This window comes from Vulcanimicrobium alpinum, assembly GCF_027923555.1.
GTDB classification, from domain to species: domain Bacteria; phylum Vulcanimicrobiota; class Vulcanimicrobiia; order Vulcanimicrobiales; family Vulcanimicrobiaceae; genus Vulcanimicrobium; species Vulcanimicrobium alpinum.
Window position 1 is genome coordinate 2,577,251 of sequence record NZ_AP025523.1, and the last position, 16,823, is coordinate 2,594,073.

General features: G+C 69.8%; 15 protein-coding genes and 1 pseudogene. 9 read left to right on the forward strand and 7 right to left on the reverse strand.

Annotated features, from left to right (window positions below):
- The first annotated feature begins 95 nt into the window (after positions 1-95).
- The gene (locus WPS_RS13260) at positions 96-1,181 is read left to right on the forward strand and encodes a P-loop NTPase (RefSeq protein ID WP_317994955.1); all 1,086 of its coding nucleotides are present in this window, start codon (positions 96-98) and stop codon (positions 1,179-1,181) included.
- On the opposite strand, the gene WPS_RS13265 is transcribed toward WPS_RS13260, so the two are convergent.
- Complete coding sequence (locus tag WPS_RS13265; protein WP_317994956.1) at positions 1,174-2,685, reverse strand: amidohydrolase; 1,512 nt, start codon at positions 2,683-2,685, stop codon at positions 1,174-1,176. The genes WPS_RS13260 and WPS_RS13265 overlap by 8 nt on opposite strands.
- A gap of 31 nt (positions 2,686-2,716) precedes the next feature.
- The gene (locus WPS_RS13270; RefSeq protein WP_317994957.1) at positions 2,717-3,106 is read right to left on the reverse strand and encodes a hypothetical protein; all 390 of its coding nucleotides are present in this window, start codon (positions 3,104-3,106) and stop codon (positions 2,717-2,719) included.
- A 45-nt stretch (positions 3,107-3,151) separates the two neighbouring features.
- Between WPS_RS13270 and WPS_RS13275 the strand changes: the two genes are divergently transcribed.
- The 4 genes from WPS_RS13275 to WPS_RS13290 all read left to right on the forward strand — a co-directional run bounded on the left by WPS_RS13275 (position 3,152) and on the right by WPS_RS13290 (position 7,861).
- Complete coding sequence (locus WPS_RS13275) at positions 3,152-3,985, forward strand: hypothetical protein (protein ID WP_317994958.1); 834 nt, start codon at positions 3,152-3,154, stop codon at positions 3,983-3,985.
- Between the two features lie 71 nt (positions 3,986-4,056).
- Entirely contained in the window at positions 4,057-5,010 is a 954-nt protein-coding gene (locus tag WPS_RS13280) for a haloalkane dehalogenase (protein WP_317994959.1), read from the forward strand.
- Positions 5,011-5,162: 152 nt separating this feature from the next.
- The gene (locus WPS_RS13285) at positions 5,163-6,578 is read left to right on the forward strand and encodes a DUF4139 domain-containing protein (protein WP_317994960.1); all 1,416 of its coding nucleotides are present in this window, start codon (positions 5,163-5,165) and stop codon (positions 6,576-6,578) included.
- Positions 6,579-6,676: 98 nt separating this feature from the next.
- The gene (locus WPS_RS13290) at positions 6,677-7,861 is read left to right on the forward strand and encodes a M48 family metallopeptidase (RefSeq protein ID WP_317994961.1); all 1,185 of its coding nucleotides are present in this window, start codon (positions 6,677-6,679) and stop codon (positions 7,859-7,861) included.
- Between the two features lie 15 nt (positions 7,862-7,876).
- Here the strand turns inward: WPS_RS13290 and WPS_RS13295 are convergent, their stop codons facing one another.
- The gene (locus WPS_RS13295) at positions 7,877-8,611 is read right to left on the reverse strand and encodes a DUF2461 domain-containing protein (RefSeq protein ID WP_317994962.1); all 735 of its coding nucleotides are present in this window, start codon (positions 8,609-8,611) and stop codon (positions 7,877-7,879) included.
- Complete coding sequence (locus WPS_RS13300) at positions 8,592-9,623, reverse strand: glycosyltransferase (protein ID WP_317994963.1); 1,032 nt, start codon at positions 9,621-9,623, stop codon at positions 8,592-8,594. The genes WPS_RS13295 and WPS_RS13300 overlap by 20 nt, the downstream gene beginning before the upstream one ends.
- Before the next feature lie 154 nt (positions 9,624-9,777).
- Between WPS_RS13300 and WPS_RS13305 the strand changes: the two genes are divergently transcribed.
- The 3 genes and pseudogenes from WPS_RS13305 to WPS_RS13315 all read left to right on the forward strand — a co-directional run.
- A complete protein-coding gene (locus WPS_RS13305; RefSeq protein ID WP_317994964.1) occupies positions 9,778-10,461 on the forward strand; it encodes an ArsR/SmtB family transcription factor in 684 nt (227 codons plus the stop codon).
- On the forward strand, positions 10,451-11,683 hold the full coding sequence (locus tag WPS_RS13310) for an MFS transporter (RefSeq protein ID WP_317994965.1): 1,233 nt from the start codon (positions 10,451-10,453) through the stop codon (positions 11,681-11,683). The genes WPS_RS13305 and WPS_RS13310 overlap by 11 nt, the downstream gene beginning before the upstream one ends.
- 100 nt (positions 11,684-11,783) lie before the next feature.
- Positions 11,784-12,428, forward strand: a pseudogene (locus tag WPS_RS13315) (MBL fold metallo-hydrolase); the annotation flags it as partial.
- Here WPS_RS13315 and WPS_RS13320 read toward each other — a convergent pair.
- From WPS_RS13320 to folP, 3 genes are read right to left on the reverse strand one after another with little or no spacing between them, the layout of a single operon-like run.
- Positions 12,425-13,774 carry a family 1 glycosylhydrolase gene (locus tag WPS_RS13320; protein WP_317994966.1) on the reverse strand — a complete coding sequence of 450 codons (1,350 nt, stop codon included), beginning with the start codon at positions 13,772-13,774 and terminating at the stop codon, positions 12,425-12,427. The pseudogene WPS_RS13315 and the gene WPS_RS13320 sit on opposite strands and share 4 nt — an antisense overlap.
- Positions 13,761-15,242: a GTP cyclohydrolase MptA gene (mptA, locus tag WPS_RS13325; RefSeq protein WP_317994967.1), complete on the reverse strand. Its 1,482-nt coding sequence runs from the start codon at positions 15,240-15,242 to the stop codon at positions 13,761-13,763. Before mptA ends, WPS_RS13320 begins: the two co-directional genes overlap by 14 nt.
- 8 nt (positions 15,243-15,250) lie before the next feature.
- Positions 15,251-16,474 carry a dihydropteroate synthase gene (folP, locus tag WPS_RS13330; protein WP_317994968.1) on the reverse strand — a complete coding sequence of 408 codons (1,224 nt, stop codon included), beginning with the start codon at positions 16,472-16,474 and terminating at the stop codon, positions 15,251-15,253.
- Between the two features lie 265 nt (positions 16,475-16,739).
- Here folP and WPS_RS18250 point away from each other — a divergent pair, with 265 nt between their 5' ends.
- Positions 16,740-16,805 (forward strand): hypothetical protein, encoded by a 66-nt coding sequence (locus WPS_RS18250; protein ID WP_405054960.1) that lies wholly within the window; start codon positions 16,740-16,742, stop codon positions 16,803-16,805.
- Positions 16,806-16,823: the final 18 nt, after the last annotated feature.

Genomic DNA, 16,823 nt, shown 5'->3' on the forward strand with positions numbered 1-16,823 from the left:
TAACAGGCGGTGACGGGACGCACTCAACATCTCCCGAACTCCCCCTGAGGTCATCGTAGGTTAGTATCCACGGCAAAGGTTGTAGCTCCCGCTTCATGTCGACCACCATCGAGATCGTCCCCGCGACCAACATCCGCGAGCTCGTGGCCTCCCTCCCGATCGCGGAGGAGGTGCTCACCGAGTTCGGCCTGCACTGCGCCGGTTGCGGCGTCAATAAGTACGAGACGATCGGCCAGGGCGCCGCGGCTCACGGCCTGCGGGTCGAGCCGATCGTCGCCGCGCTGGTGCAGGCCCGGCTCTCCGGGCGCGTTCCGACCATCATGAACGAAGACCGGACGCCGCAGCGCCGCGCGCCGGGCGAGTTCAACCGGCGGGCACGCTTCCGCTACGTCGTCCCGGTGATGTCCGGGAAGGGCGGCGTCGGAAAGTCGCTGACGACCGGGCTGTTCGCGGTCGGTCTGCGCCGGGCCGGGATGAAGGTCGGGATCCTCGATGCCGACATCACCGGTCCGTCGATCCCGCGCCTGTTCGGTTTGCGCACGCCGCTCGGCCTCGAGCCCGACCCCGCGACGCCGGCGGGCCAGCAGCCCAAACCGCTCATGGTGCCGGCAACCTCGCGCTCGGCCATCGAGATCGTCAGCTCCAACCTGCTCACCGATCAGGAGGACACCGCGATGATCTGGCGCGGGCCGATCCTCTCCGGCGTCATCCGCCAGTTCTACGAGCAGGCCCTCTGGAGCGACCTCGACTACCTGCTCATCGACCTGCCGCCGGGCACCTCCGACGCGCCGCTCACGGTGCTGCAGTCGCTCGCGGTCGACGGGATCGTGCTGGTCACGATGCCGCAGCGTCTGGCGACGATGATCGTGCGCAAAGCCGCGAACCTCGTGCATCAGTTGAAGAAACCGATCGTCGGCGTCGTCGAGAACATGTCGTACTTCGTCGCGCCCGACACGGGGAAGCGCTACGACGTCTTCGGTCCGTCGTACGCCGATCAGGTCGCCGACTTGGCCGGCGCGCCGCTCTTCGCGCGGATGCCGATCGATCCGAACCTCGTCGCGCTTGCCGACGCCGGGCGCATCGAAGAGATCGACGATCCGATCGTCGACGTGCTCGCCCAGCAGCTCCAGCGTGCGATGGCGGCGCGTCCGAAGCAGGCGGAAACAATCTCGATCATCTGAGCTCCGCGACGCACGTGCCGTCGCTCCACGTCTGCGCGACCCGTACGCCTTCAAACGTGCGCTGCGCGATCGGGTCGCCGTCGAGGACGACGAAGTCCGCGGCCAGCCCCGGCGCGAGACGCCCCGTCCTCGCTTCGGCATGTCCGAAGCGCGCCGCATCGTAGGTGTACATGAGCAGCGCGTCCTCGACGTCGAGCCGTTCGTCCGCGTTGTGGTGCGCGCACGCGGCGCGCATCCCGTCGAGCGGCGAGAGGCGGCAGACCGGGCTATCGTCTCCCCCGACCAGCGTCGCGCCGGCCCGCTTCGCCGACGCGAGCGCGTTCATCGTCCGCGCGCGCGGCGCGCCGAGGCGCACGTCGTACATCCCGCCCGGAAAGCCCCAATACGCATCGAACTGCGGCTGCATCGAGAGGAATATCCCGAGGTGCGCGCAGCGCGCGATCTGCGCCGGCGTCGCGATCTCGAAGTGCTCGATGAAGTGGCGGTTGCGGGGCGACGGACGGCCGCCCAGGACGCGCTCCCACGCCGCGATGCACTGCTCGATCGCGCGGTCGCCGATCGCGTGCACGCCGGCGCTGATCCCCAGCGCTTCCGCGTCCGCGAAGTAGCGCTCGACCTCGTCGTCGCCGTGCATCAAGTGTCCGCAGCCGTCACGATCGTGATACGGCTCGCTCACCGCCGCGGTTCCGCTCCCGATGCTGCCGTCGAGGAAGACGTCGCCGCCGACGTACGGGAGGCCGAGGTCGCGCGCGAACGCCGGTTCGCGTTCGCAGATTTTCGGATGCCACTTGGCGGCGCCGGCGTCGCGCAGCGCCGCGATCTCGGCACGGTAGGCATCGTGCGAGCCCAGGCCGACGAGCTGAACGTGCAGGTGGAGCGCCCCCTCGCGCAGCGCGGTCTGCGTTGCACGGCGATCGGCGGCGCGCTTCGCCTCGGCCGGCAGCGCGCCGAGGATCGCGGACTGCGCGCGCCAGTTGGCCTCGAGGAAGAGCCGCCCCGTCGGCGTGCCATCGACGTCACGCTCGATTCCCGGGAGCTCCGGCGGGAGATCGGCGAACGCGAGCGCCTTGCGGTTGAGGACGCAGGAATGCCCGTCGACGCGCGCGAGCATCGCAATCGCGTCGGGGTGATGGGCGTCGATCGGGGCCGCGCTCGCGCTCCCGCCGTCGTCCCAGTGCGACTCGTCGTAATTGCCGCCGACCACGAAGGCGCCGCGCGGCAGCGCGGCGATCTGCCGCGCATACGACGCCGCGTCGCGTACGGCGCTGAAATCGTACGGTCCGAGAAACAGGCCGGTGTCCGTCAGGTGCACGTGACAGTCGGCGAACGCCGGGTAGAGCGCGCGCCCGTCGAGGTCGACGACCGGGATATCGCGGCCCGCCTCTCGCAGATCGAGCGAGGCGATGCGGCCGTCCGAAACGACGAAGCCGTCGAACCGCAGCCACGCTCCGCTCGACGGATCATAGGTCGCGCAGGGGCCGCCGGTTACTGCGAACGTCGACACAACGAAGGCAGTTCTCGCGCGCGCCGCGCTCTTACTCTCTCAGCCGCTGGGGATCGTGACGACGATCTTCCGACGAGGTTCCCGCGGACAGCTGCCGCAACGAAGCGGAGGCTTCGGCGAAGTCGAACGACGCGGCGATCGGAATACGAAGCTCCCCGCGCGCAATCAGCTCGTACACTTGCGCCGTCGTCGTCATCGCCTGTTCCATGCGGATATAGCGCACGGAGACCGAATGACCGGCGTCGGGCGGGCCGAAGAATGTGGAGATCAACATCCCCCGGGCCGCACGACGGCGGCACTCGCGCGGAGCGCGTCGCCGGCGGCGACCAGATCGACCAGCGACGTCGTCGAAACGCAGGGCCTCGACGTCACCGTACTCGTCGGCTACGAGCGCGCGCACGCCAGGGATGCCGATCCGCAAAGCGTAGTCATCGCTCCTATGCTGCCACGGCAAGGAGCGTAAGGAGTGGACTTTTCCGGACGCGGCGCGCGGCTGTACGTCCAGCTCGGACACGGAGACGGTGAGCGTCGCCGCGCGACTGTGGAAGGGTACGGCACCCCCACGGCCGTCGAACGCTTGATCGGATCGCGCATGCAAGGCTTCACGTCGGTGGTGCGCGTCGAGCGCGGCGACGGGTTCGTGCAGACGCCGCTGGGTCGGATCGCGATCAAAGCCGGCGACGTGCTGGTGATGCCGGCCGGCGACGTCGTGCACGGTTTCTACGGGCCGCATCGCACGGAAACACTCGCGCTGCCCGTACTGATCGAAACGGGCGCCGTGATCCGCGCGAGCGAACTGCCGCGCAGCTTGTTCGAGCTCGACGATTCGCGCGTTCTGGCACGCCTGCAGTACGCGCCGCACGATCGCGCCATCCGCCGATCGACGCACGAGACCGTCCTCGCACGCGCAATCCGCACGATCGCGCACGACCCGTGGACGGCACGGCTGTCGCGCATCGCGCACGGGTTGGGGTATACGACCGACGGTCTCACCGCGTTGATGCATCGCTGGACCGGCAACGGCTTCGCGCGTTGGCGCGACGCGCTGGCGATGGCGAGCTCGCGGGACGTGCTGGCGACGGCGCCGACGGTGGCAGCGGCGGCGCGCGAGCTCGCCGTCGATCCTCACTATCTTCATCGGCGCTTTGCGCTCGCACACGGCACGACGCCGCTGCGCTGGCGGGCCTCGCCGACGCTTCCGCCCGATGCGATCGCGCATCACTGGGACGCGATCGGACGCTTCCTCTTCGGTCACGCGTCGCCGGCGACGGTCGTCCGAGGCGACGTCGCACGACACTGAACGCGAAACCATCCGGATTCGTCCACTCTTTCGACACGGCGGGATGGTACCGTGCCGACATGCACGATACGATGACCCGTCGCACCGCCGCGCGCCTGATCGCGGCGAGTACCGCCGCCGTCGCGGCGGTGCGGCCGTTCCACGCCGAAGCCGCCCCCTCGAAAACGATCAGCCCCGTCGATCCGCATCCGCGCAAACGCGTCACGGTCCTCGACGCTTCTATGAGTTACGTCGAGGTCGGCAGCGGCGATCCGATCGTGCTGTTGCACGGGAACCCGACGTGGTCGTATCTGTGGCGCAACGTCATCAGCGGCTTGCACGGGACGGGCCGGCTGCTCGCGCCCGATCTCGTCGGGATGGGGCAATCGAGTCCCTCGCCGCAACGCCGGTACCAGGTCGTCGATCACGCGCGGTATCTGGACGCGTGGTTCGATGCAGTCGGGGCGACGAAGAACGTCACGCTCGTGCTGCATGACTGGGGTTCGGCGCTGGGGTTTCACCGCGCCGCGCGGTTTCCCGATCAAGTCCGCGCGATCGCGCACATGGAGGCGATCATCCAGGATCGCACGTGGGCGGAATTCGGTCCGTTCGAACAGACGTTTCGGACGTTGCGCTCGCCGAAGGGCGAGGAACTCGTCCTCGACCACGACTTCTTCGTCGAGCAGGTGCTTCCGCACGCCGTCCTGCGCAAGCTAGGCCCGGACGAGCTCGAACACTATCGAGCTCCCTTCCGCACGCGCGCGTCGCGCTGGCCGACGCTGATCTTCCCACGCGAGATCCCCGTTGAGGGGCAGCCGGCCGACGTGGCGGCGATCGTCGCAAACAGTAAGCGCTATCTTTCGGCGGCGACGATTCCGAAGACGTTCATCAACGTCGTTCCGGGCACGATCTCGGAGTCCGCTCGGGCCGCTGCGCGCAGGTTTCCCAACACCAAGGAAGTCACGGTCAAGGGCATCCACTACGTTCAGGAGGACTCCCCCGCGCAGATCGCCGATGCGGTGCGCGACCTGCTGACGCGCGCGTAGTTACCACGGGTAGGCCGCCCGGCCGACGAGATCGCTGCGACCGCCGGCGACGATCGTTCCGTTGAACCGATGACGGACTCTGCTCGACCTATCCAGGGAACAGCAGGGCCGCCGGTCACCGCGAACGTCGTCACGACGAAGGAGATTCTCGCATGCGTAGCGCTCTCAGCCTCGCGCTTTCGCTCGCCGCCGCGCTCGCCGCGAGCGCCGGCGCCGAACCCGGCGAACACGTCAGCACCCTCGCCGATCAGCGCGGCGTGGGGCTCACCATCTACAACACCGATCTCGCGCTGGTGCGCGACCGGCGCCGGCTCGATCTCCCGAAAGGCGAATCGCGGCTCGCGCTGCGCGACGTGAGCGCGCAGATTCAGCCGGAGACGGCGCTCCTGCAGACCCTCGGATCACCGGAACGGCTCAGCGTGATCGAGCAGAACTTCGACTTCGATCTGCTCTCGCCGCAGAAGCTGCTGCAGAAGTACGTCGGGCGCGACGTCGACGTCGTGCACGTCGATCCGCGGGCCGGCGCGCGGCGCACCGAACGCGCGCGCGTCCTCGCGACGAACGACGGCGTCGTCCTGCGCTACCCCGACCGCATCGAGACCTCGATCGACGGACACCTCGCGTTTCCGTCGCTCCCCGCCGACCTGCGCGACCGGCCGACGCTGGTGAGCGAGGTCGAGAACGCGCGCGACGGGACGCAGGACGTCGAATTGACCTATCTCACCGGCGGACTGACCTGGAAAGCCGACTACACCGCACTGCTCAACGCGAACGACACCGCGCTCGATCTGCGCGGGCTCATCACCTTGCGCAACACCAGCGGCACGACCTACACGGGCGCCAACGTCCAGCTCGTCGCCGGGAACGTCAACGTCGTGCGTTCGGAACTGCAGAGCGCCCCGAAGAATCTCGCCGTCATCGGCAACGCCGCCGCGCGCCCGTCGGAACAGAGCCTCTTCGAGTACCACCTCTACACGCTGCCGCGCAAGACGACCGTCGCCGACAATCAAACGAAACAGGTCGAACTGCTGACGGCGCCCGCCGTCGCCGTCACGAAAACGCTGGAACTGCGAGGCGCGCCCTATTACTATCGGTCGCAGGCGCCGGACCTGGGGGCGCGGCTTCCGGTCGGGACGTATGTCTCGTTCGTCAACAACGGTGCCGGCCTCGCCGTCCCGCTTCCGCAAGGCGCGGTGCGGGTCTACAAGCGCGACCTCTCCGGCACCGCGCAGTTCGTCGGGAGCGATACGATCGAGCACACGCCCAAAGGCGAGACGATCCGCCTCCACCTCGGCGACGCCTTCGACGTGACGGCGCGCAAAAAGCAGACCGAGTGGCGAGTGCTCGAGCCCGCGGGGACGTACGAGAGCGCCTACGAGATCGTCCTGCGCAACGCGAAGACCGCCCCCGAAACGGTCCTCGTCGTCGAGCCGATCGGCGGCGAATGGACGATTCTCGAATCGTCCGCGCCGTACAAGAAGTCGTCGTCGTCGACGGCGTCGTGGGCGATTCGCGTCCCGGCGGGCGGCGCCGCGACCCTCACCTATCGCGTGCGCGTCCGCTACTGATCGCGCTGCCGTCCCTGCAAGCGTGACGCCGCACGACAGGCGCGGCGGCGCGCGAACGGGTACAGGTAGCCGGTCATGACCCCTCCGACGACGACGCGATGACGGCGAAGACCGTGCGGCTCGGCCTCCTGGGCGCTGCCGCGGGGCTCGGTTTCGGCTACACGGCGGTGCGCGCGGTGCAGGCGCTGCGGGATCAGCGTACGCCCTATCCGCTGCTTCCCGAGCGCGACCCGCAACGGTACGGGCGCGTCCGCCGCGCGCTCTCGCTGGCCGCGATCGGCCGCGAAGCCGCCGGGCTCGCCGTCACCGCGTTCGCGATCGGCGATCCGCTCGACCGCGCGCTGCAGCCGTTACCGCGGCCGCTGCGCGCACCCGCGTTCGCGCTGACGGTGGCGGCGATCGACGCCGTGCACGGTCTCGCGGTCGAGTACGTCGACGGCTTCGTGATCGAGCGGATCTACGGCAACTCCGATCAGACGGCACGCGCCTGGTTTGCCGATCGCATCAAGGCGACGGCGCTCGGCGCAGGGGTCACCGCGGTGCTCGTCGCGCTCTTCGACGCGCTCGTCGTACGCGCGCCGCGCAGTTGGCCGTGGCTGACGATCGCCGCGACGCCGCCGCTGCTCGCGGTCGCGACCGTCATCGTGCCGACGTTCGTGATGCCGCTTTTCAACCGCTACGAACCGGTCACCGGCGAACTCGAAACGGCGATCCGCGCGCTCGCCGACCGCTACGGCGTCGGCAACGCGTCGATCCTGCGTTTCGACATGAGCCGTCAGACGAAGAAAGCCAACGCCTTCGTTACCGGCGTGCTCGGCACCGAGCGCATCGCGCTGGGCGACACGCTGATCGATGCGTTCGCCGACGACGAGACGCTCTTCGTCGTCGCGCACGAACTCGGTCACTACGTGCGCCGCGATCCGTGGCTGGGGATCGCGCTCTCAACGGGCGCGGTCGCCGTCACGATCCTGGGCGCGAACGCCCTGCTGCGCCGCACGACCGGCCGCGGCCTCGACGGGCCGGCGCAGGGAGCGCGGCTCGCGTTTTATGCGGCGCTGCTGCAGTTCGCATTCGGACCGCTCGCGAACGCGACATCGCGCGGGATGGAAGCGCGCGCGGACCGCTTCGCGCTCGCCGCCACGGGCGACTACGACGCGGGGATCCGCGCGTTCCGCCGCCTCGCCGAACAGAACCTCGCCGAACTCGAACCGCCGCGCTGGGCCGAACTCCTCTTCGCCTCGCACCCCTCCCTCGCCTCACGCATCCGCGCCCTGTCACGCTGAGCCCGTCGTCACGCCCTATTCGAATTCGTCGTCCCGGTCGGCGGCCGTGCGTTCTTCAGCGCGAGCGTGGGTGTCGAGCCAGCGGACGAACGGCGCGGTCGCGCGCATCGCGTCGTGGAAGACGGCGCGGGCTCCGCGCTCGGTGAACTCGGCGTCGGTGACGTCGCGGCGCAGGAGGTAGTTGCGCGCGCGGATCAGCGGCAGGCGCGGGTGCGTCTTGGGGAAGCCGCGCGGGGTGATCCGCAGCGGTTCCGTGTCGAGCGGAAGGTACGGACGGATCGCCGCGCTGCGCAGGATGCGGTCGAACGCGCGCGCGTCCGCACCGTCCTCGGCGAACGTCGAGCGCAGCGCGTGCAGCGCCGGCTTCTCGGGGACGTAGATCCCCGCGCTGAAGTGGACCCTTCCCGGCGCGACGTGCAGATAGTAGCCCGCGTACGCGCCGTTCTTCCCGCCCGGCGAGAGCCACGCCGAGAGCCACGTCTTGTACGGATCGCGGCCGGTATGAAAGCGCGTGTCGTTCGCGAGCCGGAACAGGCACGCGCGCGGATCGACGTGCGCAAGCCGGTCGTCGGAGCGCGCGCCGGCGAGCACCAGCATCGTCACGAGGTCTTCCCAGGCGTGACGGACGTGGCCGTGCCAGTCGGCGCGGTGGGCGTGAAACCAGGTGCGGTCGTTGTTCCGCTTGAGCCCGCGCAGGAAGCGGAACGTGCGCGCGACGTCGAGCGGATCGTCAGAGCGCTTCGATCGCATCCCACATCCGCGCTTCGATCGCGTTCCACGTGCGCGCCTGCGCGTGCGCGACCCCGCGCGCGACGCGCTCGCCGTCGCCGCGAAGCGCCGCACGCGCCGCCGCCACGAACCCCAGCGCGTCGTCCGCCAGGAAGACCGCGTCCGCAAACTCCGCGGCGACGTCGGCGATCGCCGTCGACACCACCGGCGTGCGCGCGGCGAAGTATTCGAGCGTCTTCGTCGGCGAGATGAACTCGGTGGCGCGGTTGCGCGCGAACGGCATCAGTGCGACGTCGAAGCCGGCGAGCCACGAGGGCAGACCGTCGTACGCGACCCCGCCGGTGAGATGGACGTTGGGCCGGCGCGGCAGGCGCGCCGGATCGAGCTTCACGACCGGACCGACGAGCAGCACGTGCCCGTCGGGGAACGCCTCGGCGAGCGCATCGATTAGCGCGACGTCGATGCGTTCGTCGATCACGCCGACGTAGCCGAAGACCGGTCCTCGCAGCCCCGCCGCGAGCGGATGCGGCGCGACGTCGGCGCTGAAGCGCTCGAATTCGACGCCGCTCGGCTCGCAGCGCGCCTTCGCGCCCAGTGCAGCGCGCTTCGCGTAAAGCGAACGTCCGCCGCAGAAGACCAGATCGGCGCGCGCGAGGACATCACGGTCGTGCTCGGCCATCCCGGCCGGCGCGAAGTCGAACTGCGCGAGTTCGTCCATCACGTCGTAGACGAGCGGCGCGGCGTCGAACGCATCGGCGAGCGCGCGCATCATCGGCGTGTAGAGCCACACCCCGGCCGTCCCGGCGCCGGCGACGGCGCGCGCCGTCGCGATCGCGTCGTCGTCGACCAGCGGCGGCGACCAGCCCCGCCGGCGCCGCGGACGCACGACGGTCACGCCACCGTCGCGCAGGATCTCGTCGCGGTCTTCGTGCGCCGCGAACGGTTCCTCGACGACGACGACGGGGACGCGCCGTGCGATCCGCGAGAGCAGATGATGCGGCCGCTGCCACACGCCGTCCCACCGCAGATGCAAGCCCGCAACGAACGCGCGCGGCGTCACCGGCGCGCGCCGCCGGGGAAGTACGGAAAGGGTTCCGGATCGTGCACGATCCGTTGGGTACGGCGCACCCGATGCGAATCCCGGGGCGCCGAAGGGCACCGACGCATATTCGCGAAATCTCTTGAATATGGCACGAGCGGCCGAAGCGCGGCGCAAACGGCAGTTCAAGGACGCGGTGTACGCCGCAGCGGCGCGCGTCCCGGCGGCGCTCGCCAACCGTCATCGTCTCGAACTCCTCGATTTGCTCTCCCAGCGGCCGCGCGCCGTCGCCGACGTCGCGGCCGAGGCAGGGATCACGATCGCCAACGCCTCCCAGCATCTGCAGGTCCTGGCGCGCTGCGGGCTGGTTGCGGTCGAACGGCGCGGCACGTATGCCTTCTATCGCGCGGCGGGACCGCCGGTCTTCCGACTGCTCGCCGAGATCCGCGCGATCGCCTCGTCGATCGACGCGCGCGTCGCCGACGCGGAGCGCGCGTATCTGGGTTCGCGCGAGCCGTGCATCCCGACGTACGGCGAGGCGTGCGGCGCCCTCGACGACCCGCGAACGATCCTCCTCGATGCGCGTCCGCGCGAAGAATACGAGGCCGCGCACCTGCCCGGGGCGATCAGCGCACCGCTCGATGCCTTGCGATCGGGAACGATCGGGTTGACGCGTTCAAGGCGGTACGTCGTCTATTGCCGCGGTCCGTACTGCGTCTTCGCCGACGACGCGGTCCTGCTGCTGCGCGAACGCGGCTTCGACGCTACTCGCCTTGCACTCGGACCTGCGGAATGGGTCGCCGCCGGCGGTGAGGTCCAGCGTGCCGGCTGACGGCGTGCGGCTCGGGCTGGCCGCGAACGCGCGGCAATTCTGGCTGCTCGTCGTGGTGAACGCGTTCGTGGGAGCGATGGTCGGGATGGAGCGCGACGTGCTGCCGCTCGTTGGAACGCGCCTCTTCGGACTTACCTCGGAGACTGCGGTGCTCTCGTTTATCGTCACGTTCGGCATCACCAAAGCCCTCGCAAACCTCTACGCCGGTCATGCGGCCGACCGCGTCGGCCGCAAACCGCTGCTCGTCGCGGGCTGGCTGATCGCAATCCCGGTGCCGTTTCTCCTCATGTTCGCGCCGTCGTGGAACGGAATCGTCTTCGCAAACGTGCTTCTCGGGATCAACCAGGGCCTGTGCTGGTCGATGACGGTCGTGATGAAGATCGACCTCGTCGGCCCGCGCCGGCGCGGGCTGGCGATGGGACTCAATGAATTCGCGGGCTATCTCGCCGTCGGCGTTGCAGCGTACGCCTCGGGCATTATCGCCGCCGCGTACGGGTTGCGGCCGTGGCCGTTCGCGCTCGGGATCGTTTCGATCGCCGCGGCGCTCCTGATCTCGGTCTGCTTCGTGCGCGAGACGCACGGTCACGCGCGCGTCGAGGCGGCGCAGCGCGACGCCTGCGATGCCCGGCCGTCGTTCGGCGCGCTGTTTGCACGCGTCTCGTGGCGCGATCGCACGCTTTCGGCGATCAGCCAGGCCGGGCTCGTCAACAACCTCAACGACGGTCTTGCGTGGGGGCTGCTCCCGCTGCACTTCGCCGCGGCCGGGCTCGCGCTCGAACGCATCGCTCTGCTTGCCGCCGTCTATCCGGCGACATGGGGGTTGTGTCAGTTGGCAACGGGTGCGCTCTCCGATCGCATGGGACGCAAAGGGATGATCGTCGGGGGGATGTGGAGCCAAGCCGTGGCGATCGCCCTCTTTCTCACGCCCGCGAACTTCGCCGCATGGTTCGCGGCTGCCGTACTGCTCGGCGTCGGCACGGCGATGGTGTATCCTACGCTGCTGGCCGCGATCGGCGACGTCGTCGACCCGCTCGTGCGCGCGTCGTCGGTCGGCGTCTACCGGCTCTGGCGCGACTCCGGCTACGCCTTCGGCGCGCTGCTCGCAGGCGCCGTCGCCCAGACGCTCGGTCACAACGCCGCGATCGCCATCGTCGCGACGATCACGTTCCTGTCGGGCGCGATCGTCGCCATGCGCATGCGCGAAACGTGCCCCTCCGCCTGATCCGCCTCGTTCCGGGAGCATCGCCGTGATTTTTCGTCAGATTCTACGCGCAGCAACCGGCTGCGCTTCGTACGTCTTCGGTTGAGGCGGCCAGGGCCGCGCAGCGGTCGTCGATCCTCAGTTCGAGGTCGCTCACTATGAAGAACTCGCCGCCTCCCACGCGATGAAGATCGAAGCGGTCTTCGCGACGCACGTGCACGCCGATCACCGCTCCGGCGCTCGCGCGCTCGCCGATCGCACGGGCGCGACGCTCTATCAGCACCGCTCGGCCGCGCTCGCCTATCCCTTCGCCCCGCTCGACGACGGCACCGAGATTTCGCTCGGAAACGTCGTCATACGCGCGATGCACACGCCGGGCCATACGCCCGAGAGCGTCTGCCTGCTCGTCACCGACCGAACGCGCGCCGCGGAGCCGTGGTTCGTGTTGACCGGGGATACGCTCTTCGTCGGCGACGTCGGCCGGCCGGATTTCGGCGGCGACGACGCGGGGCGCAGCCTTTACGCGTCTCTCCAGCGTCTGCTCGCGCTTCCCGACCACGTCGAGGTCTATCCGGCGCACATCTCGGGGAGCCCGTGCGGACGCGCGATGAGCGGCAAGCCGTCGTCGACAATCGGATTCGAGCGACGCTTCAATGCCGCGCTTCAGGCCCCTGATCGCGATGCGTTCGTGGCGATGCTCTTCGAGGGACTGCCGGAGAAGCCGGCGTCGTTCGCCGAGATGATCGCCGCCAACCGCGCGGGCTAGAGCCGCCCGGCTTCCTGCACACGCCCGCCGACCAGATGATCGCCTTCGGGCTCGCCGCGATCGCGACGCGCCAGCAGTTCGCTCGGCGGGATTGCGCGGTCGTCGCGCTCCCACCAGCCCGCGCGGCGCGGCGCAGTGATCCGGCCGGTGCGTACGAGTTCGGCGATCGCGTCGGCGACGGCGGTCGGCCGCGGCTCGCCGCGCGGTCCGGCGAACGTGAACACGCCGTCCTCGGCGACGCCTGCGTCGTCGCGCAGGAGCGAGTGCCAGTCGGTCATCCCGAACGCCGCCCACGCGCCGACCGCGCGGACATCGACCCCGGCATCGCGCAAAGCGCGCACGTCGTCGACGTGCTGCGCGAGCCAGCGCACGCGCTCCGGCGCGGGGGCATGCACGTGCACCTCGCCGAGGGCCAGCGGAAGACGCAGGCGTTCGGCGGCAGCCCACAATAGGGGCGCCGCGCGCGGCGCCTCTTCACCCGCGACGTAGACCGCCGGAACGTCGCCGATGCTGCCGTCCGGCGCGGTGAACACGTAGCGTTCCGAGTGCGGATAGTGATTGAAGGCGACCAGATCCGGCGCCGTCGCGCGTGATTCGAGCGCCGCGAGTTCCGCCGCGAGCACGCCGCCACGATCGAGCAGAAACCCGCTCAGCGGATGCGCGGCGCCGACGCGGCCGGCAACGAGTTCGGCGGAGAGAAACATCCGCTCGCGCAGGAACGCGACATAGTCGCGGACGCCGTCGTCGCCGGCGGTGAAGCGCTGCAGGTCTTCGGTGAGGACGAATTCGGCGCCGGGGACGATCGCGCGGATGCGCGCCATCGCTTCCTGCTGCGCGAGCGTCTGATGGACCATCGAGCGGCCGAAGGCGTGGTCGTCGGCGAGGTTCGGAAACCACACCCCGTAGAGCGTCGCGAAGCGCGCCGTGGTGAGAGGCTCGTTGATCGGCGTCCACCGGCGGACCCACGGAAACGCCCGTGCAACCGCCTCAGCGTAGTCGGCGAAGAGCGCCGGGAACGCCGGGTCGAGCAGGTCGGTGTAGCGCGGGCCGCTGCCGTGATGCAGCAGCGTGACGATCGGTTCGATCCCCGCGTCGCGCAGCAGGCTCAGACGCCGCTCGGCCCAGCGCAGATCGATCTCCGCGGGATCAACGGGCGCCGCGCGCTCCCACAGCACCGGGGTGCGCGACGCGTCGATCCGCAGCGACGCGAGCAGCGCGACGTCGCCGTCGCGCCGATCGTGTCCCGTCAGCGCGAGCTGATCGACGATGCGGTTCGCGTCGACCCGCGCGACCGTCGGTTCGGGCGACGCCCAAACCTCGAAGCCGCGGGCGTTAGAGCGCGACAACGGGGGACGGACGGGTGCCGAGCCAGGTCGCGAGATCGGTCTTGACGTCGATGTGCGTCCCGTCGCGCAGCTCGCGGCGGAACTCGCCGAACAGACCGAACGCTTCGGCGAACGCGTCGTGCTTGTGGATCGACTCGTAGTTCACTTGGCTCGCGCCGATGTACGTCGTGTCGGGGAAGTCCGCGTACATGTCGAGCGCGCGCGCGAGGATCCCGCGCACGACGTCTTCGACGAACTTCGGGTTGTGATGCGCTTTGTTGACGATGAAGAACTCGTCGGGACGCTTGAGCAGGTCGTACGTCTCGCTCGACATCGACGACTCGACGATCTCGACGAGATCCTCGGCGCGGATCTCTTCGGCGAACGCCGCGTCGGCGCCGATGTACACGCCGCCGCGTCCGCGCTGGTTGTGCGTCGCGACTGGCAGCGCGTCGAGCGCGCGCGTCGCGTCGGCTTCGCTGAATCCGGCATCCATCAGCTCGCGCAGGCTGTGCTCGCGCACCATCAACTGGGCGCACGGGCAGGCCGTCATCCCTTCGGCTTCGACCCCGACGATGCGGCGCGTACCGTGGGCGTCGGCATGCGCGATGCTCACCAGCGTGTACGTCTCCTCGGTGCGCTTCCCGCTCACCGGCGTCCAGCGCTCGAGTCCGAAGTCGGCGCGCAGCCGCACGTCGGCGCGTAACGCGCCCTGCGAGCGCACGATCTCGCGCGCGATCTGCTCGGTGAGGTGCTCGACGCGCGAGGGCTTCTCGCGCCGGTTAAGCACGTCGAGCGTGGCCGCTTCCAGCAATTCGGAGAAGCGCGACATATGCACGCCGGCCTTGTCGGGCGCGAGGTCGGCGACCATCGTGAAGTCGCCGTGGAAGAGCCGCTCTTCGCCGCCGACGTTGAGCCGGATCAGATGCTTCACCGACGAGACGCCGACGCGGTTGAGCGAGAGGCGCACGTCGGGTGCCTCTTCCTGACGATTGGCGATGAAGTGGACCGCGCGCGCCTTGCGCTGGACCCAGCGCTTATCGACCTTTTGCGCGAGCGCCGAGATCGTCTCGCCGCTGCGCGGCTCGACGACGTCGGGCGCGATCTCGGCGAGCGGGATCAGGTTGAACGCGCGCCCGGCGAGATACGGGTGCGGCACCTCGAAGCGCCCGAAGTCGGCGACGAGCCCGTCGATGAGCAGGATGTCGATGTCGATCGGGCGCGCATCGAGCGGCGTGCGCGTCTGGCGCCCGATCGCGGTTTCGATCCCGCGGACCACGGCTTCGAACGCCAGCGGTTCAAGCGTCGTCGCAAGCTTGGCGGCGACGTTGAGGAACGCCGGGCCGGCGACGCCGCCGGCGGGCGCCGTCTCGTAGTACGAGGAGACCGCCTCGACCGTCGCCTCGCGACGAAGGCGCTGCAGCGCGCCGAGGATCGTGCTTTGCCGATCGCCGAGATTCGATCCCAGACCGACGTAAACCGTGGGCATACTCGCTCTTAGACCGCCGGCGAGCGTTCCAAGTTGCCCGCCGCCTCCGGCGTGCCGGGCATCGCGGGCGCAATTGCCAGGGCGCGCCGGCGTTCGGGCGCGGTCGCGGCCATCATCCGGGCCAATTGCACCGTCTCTTCGACGTCGTGCACCCGCAGGATGCGCGCGCCGGCGCTGATCCCAATCGCCGCCGTCGCGAGCGAGGGAACGAGCAGTTCCTTCGCCGGCCGATCGAAGACGCGCCCGATGAAGCTCTTGCGCGAACTGGCGAACAGTATCGGAAAGCCGAGCGCCCTTAGTTCGCCGAACCGCTCGAGGATCTCGAGATCGGTCTGCGGCTCCTTCCCGAACTCGAGCCCCGGGTCGATCGCGATCGCGTCGCGCGCGACGCCGGCGGCAATCGCGCGTTCGGTGCGTTCGTGCAGAAACGCGACGATCTCGGCGAGCGCGTCTTCGTAGACGTACGCCTGCGGATCGCGTTTGTTGAGCTCGCCTTTGAGGTGCATGACCACCAGGCCGGCGCCGTGCGTCGCGACGACGCCCGCGAGGTCGGGATCGGAGAGGCCGCTGCAGTCGTTGATCAGGTGCGCGCCGGCGGCGAGCGCGGCGTCGGCGACGCTCGCCTTGAACGTGTCGATCGAGATCGCGACGTCGATCCCGGCGTCGACGATCGCCTGGACCGCGGGGACGACGCGGTCGCGCTCTTCGGCGGCGGCGATACGCGGGTTCCAATGCGCGTAGGACTGTCCGCCGACGTCGACGAGCGACGCCCCCGCGGCCGACATCGCGCGCGTTTTCGCGACGGCGGCGTCGACGCCGCTCACGCGCTCGTAGAACGAATCCGGCGTGACGTTGACGATCCCCATCACGCGCGCTTCGTCGGCGACATCGAGCGTGCGCGCGCGGAGGCGCAGCGGCGACGGCTTCTGCGCGCTGCGCCGCAGCGCAGCGCGCAGCACGTCGATCGTCGCACCGGCGTGCGGCACGGCGGCGCGCGCAGCATCCAACTGCGCGACGCTCGCGCCGACCAACATTTCACGGCCGGCGTCGCACACCACGGCGCCGGCGCCGCGCAGCGCCGCGCGCACGTCGCCGGCGAGCGGTCCGTCGACGGCGATCACCGCGGCATCGGCGGCGGCCGCGAGCGCGCGGGCATCGCCGGGCGGCAGCGCGCCGCCGTAGCGTTCGGCGAGCGAGTCGGCGGCACGGGTCACGAGCGAGCGGGCGATCACAACGGATCGTTCGACCCGGATGCGCCGTTCTCAGGTTCCCGAGGTTTGAGGGCCTCGGCGGTGCGGGCACGAGCGTGAGCCGGTGAAGACGAGGAGAGAGACGTGGCAGCATCGGCGCGCAAGCCGGCCCTGCGCAAGGGGACGAAAGTGGAATGGGACGCCTCGCAAGGCACCGTCAAAGGAACCATCAAGAAGGTCGTCACCTCGACGACGCGCGTGAAAAAGGCACGTCGCCAAGGCGTCGCCCGAGCATCCGGAAGTGCTGGTGAAAAGCGACCGCACCGGCGCCGAAGCGGTGCACCTGCCGAGCGAACTGCGCAAGCGCAGTTGACGCCGCAGCGCCGCAGCG

Coding starts and splice junctions, on each gene's coding strand:
- WPS_RS13260 (WP_317994955.1), top strand. CDS start 96: ATGTCGACCACCATCGAGATCGTCCCCGCGACCAACATCCGCGAGCTC.
- WPS_RS13280 (WP_317994959.1), top strand. CDS start 4,057: ATGACCCGTCGCACCGCCGCGCGCCTGATCGCGGCGAGTACCGCCGCC.
- WPS_RS13285 (WP_317994960.1), top strand. CDS start 5,163: ATGCGTAGCGCTCTCAGCCTCGCGCTTTCGCTCGCCGCCGCGCTCGCC.
- WPS_RS13290 (WP_317994961.1), top strand. CDS start 6,677: ATGACGGCGAAGACCGTGCGGCTCGGCCTCCTGGGCGCTGCCGCGGGG.
- WPS_RS13295 (WP_317994962.1), bottom strand. CDS start 8,611: ATGCGATCGAAGCGCTCTGACGATCCGCTCGACGTCGCGCGCACGTTC.
- WPS_RS13305 (WP_317994964.1), top strand. CDS start 9,778: ATGGCACGAGCGGCCGAAGCGCGGCGCAAACGGCAGTTCAAGGACGCG.
- mptA (WP_317994967.1), bottom strand. CDS start 15,242: ATGCCCACGGTTTACGTCGGTCTGGGATCGAATCTCGGCGATCGGCAA.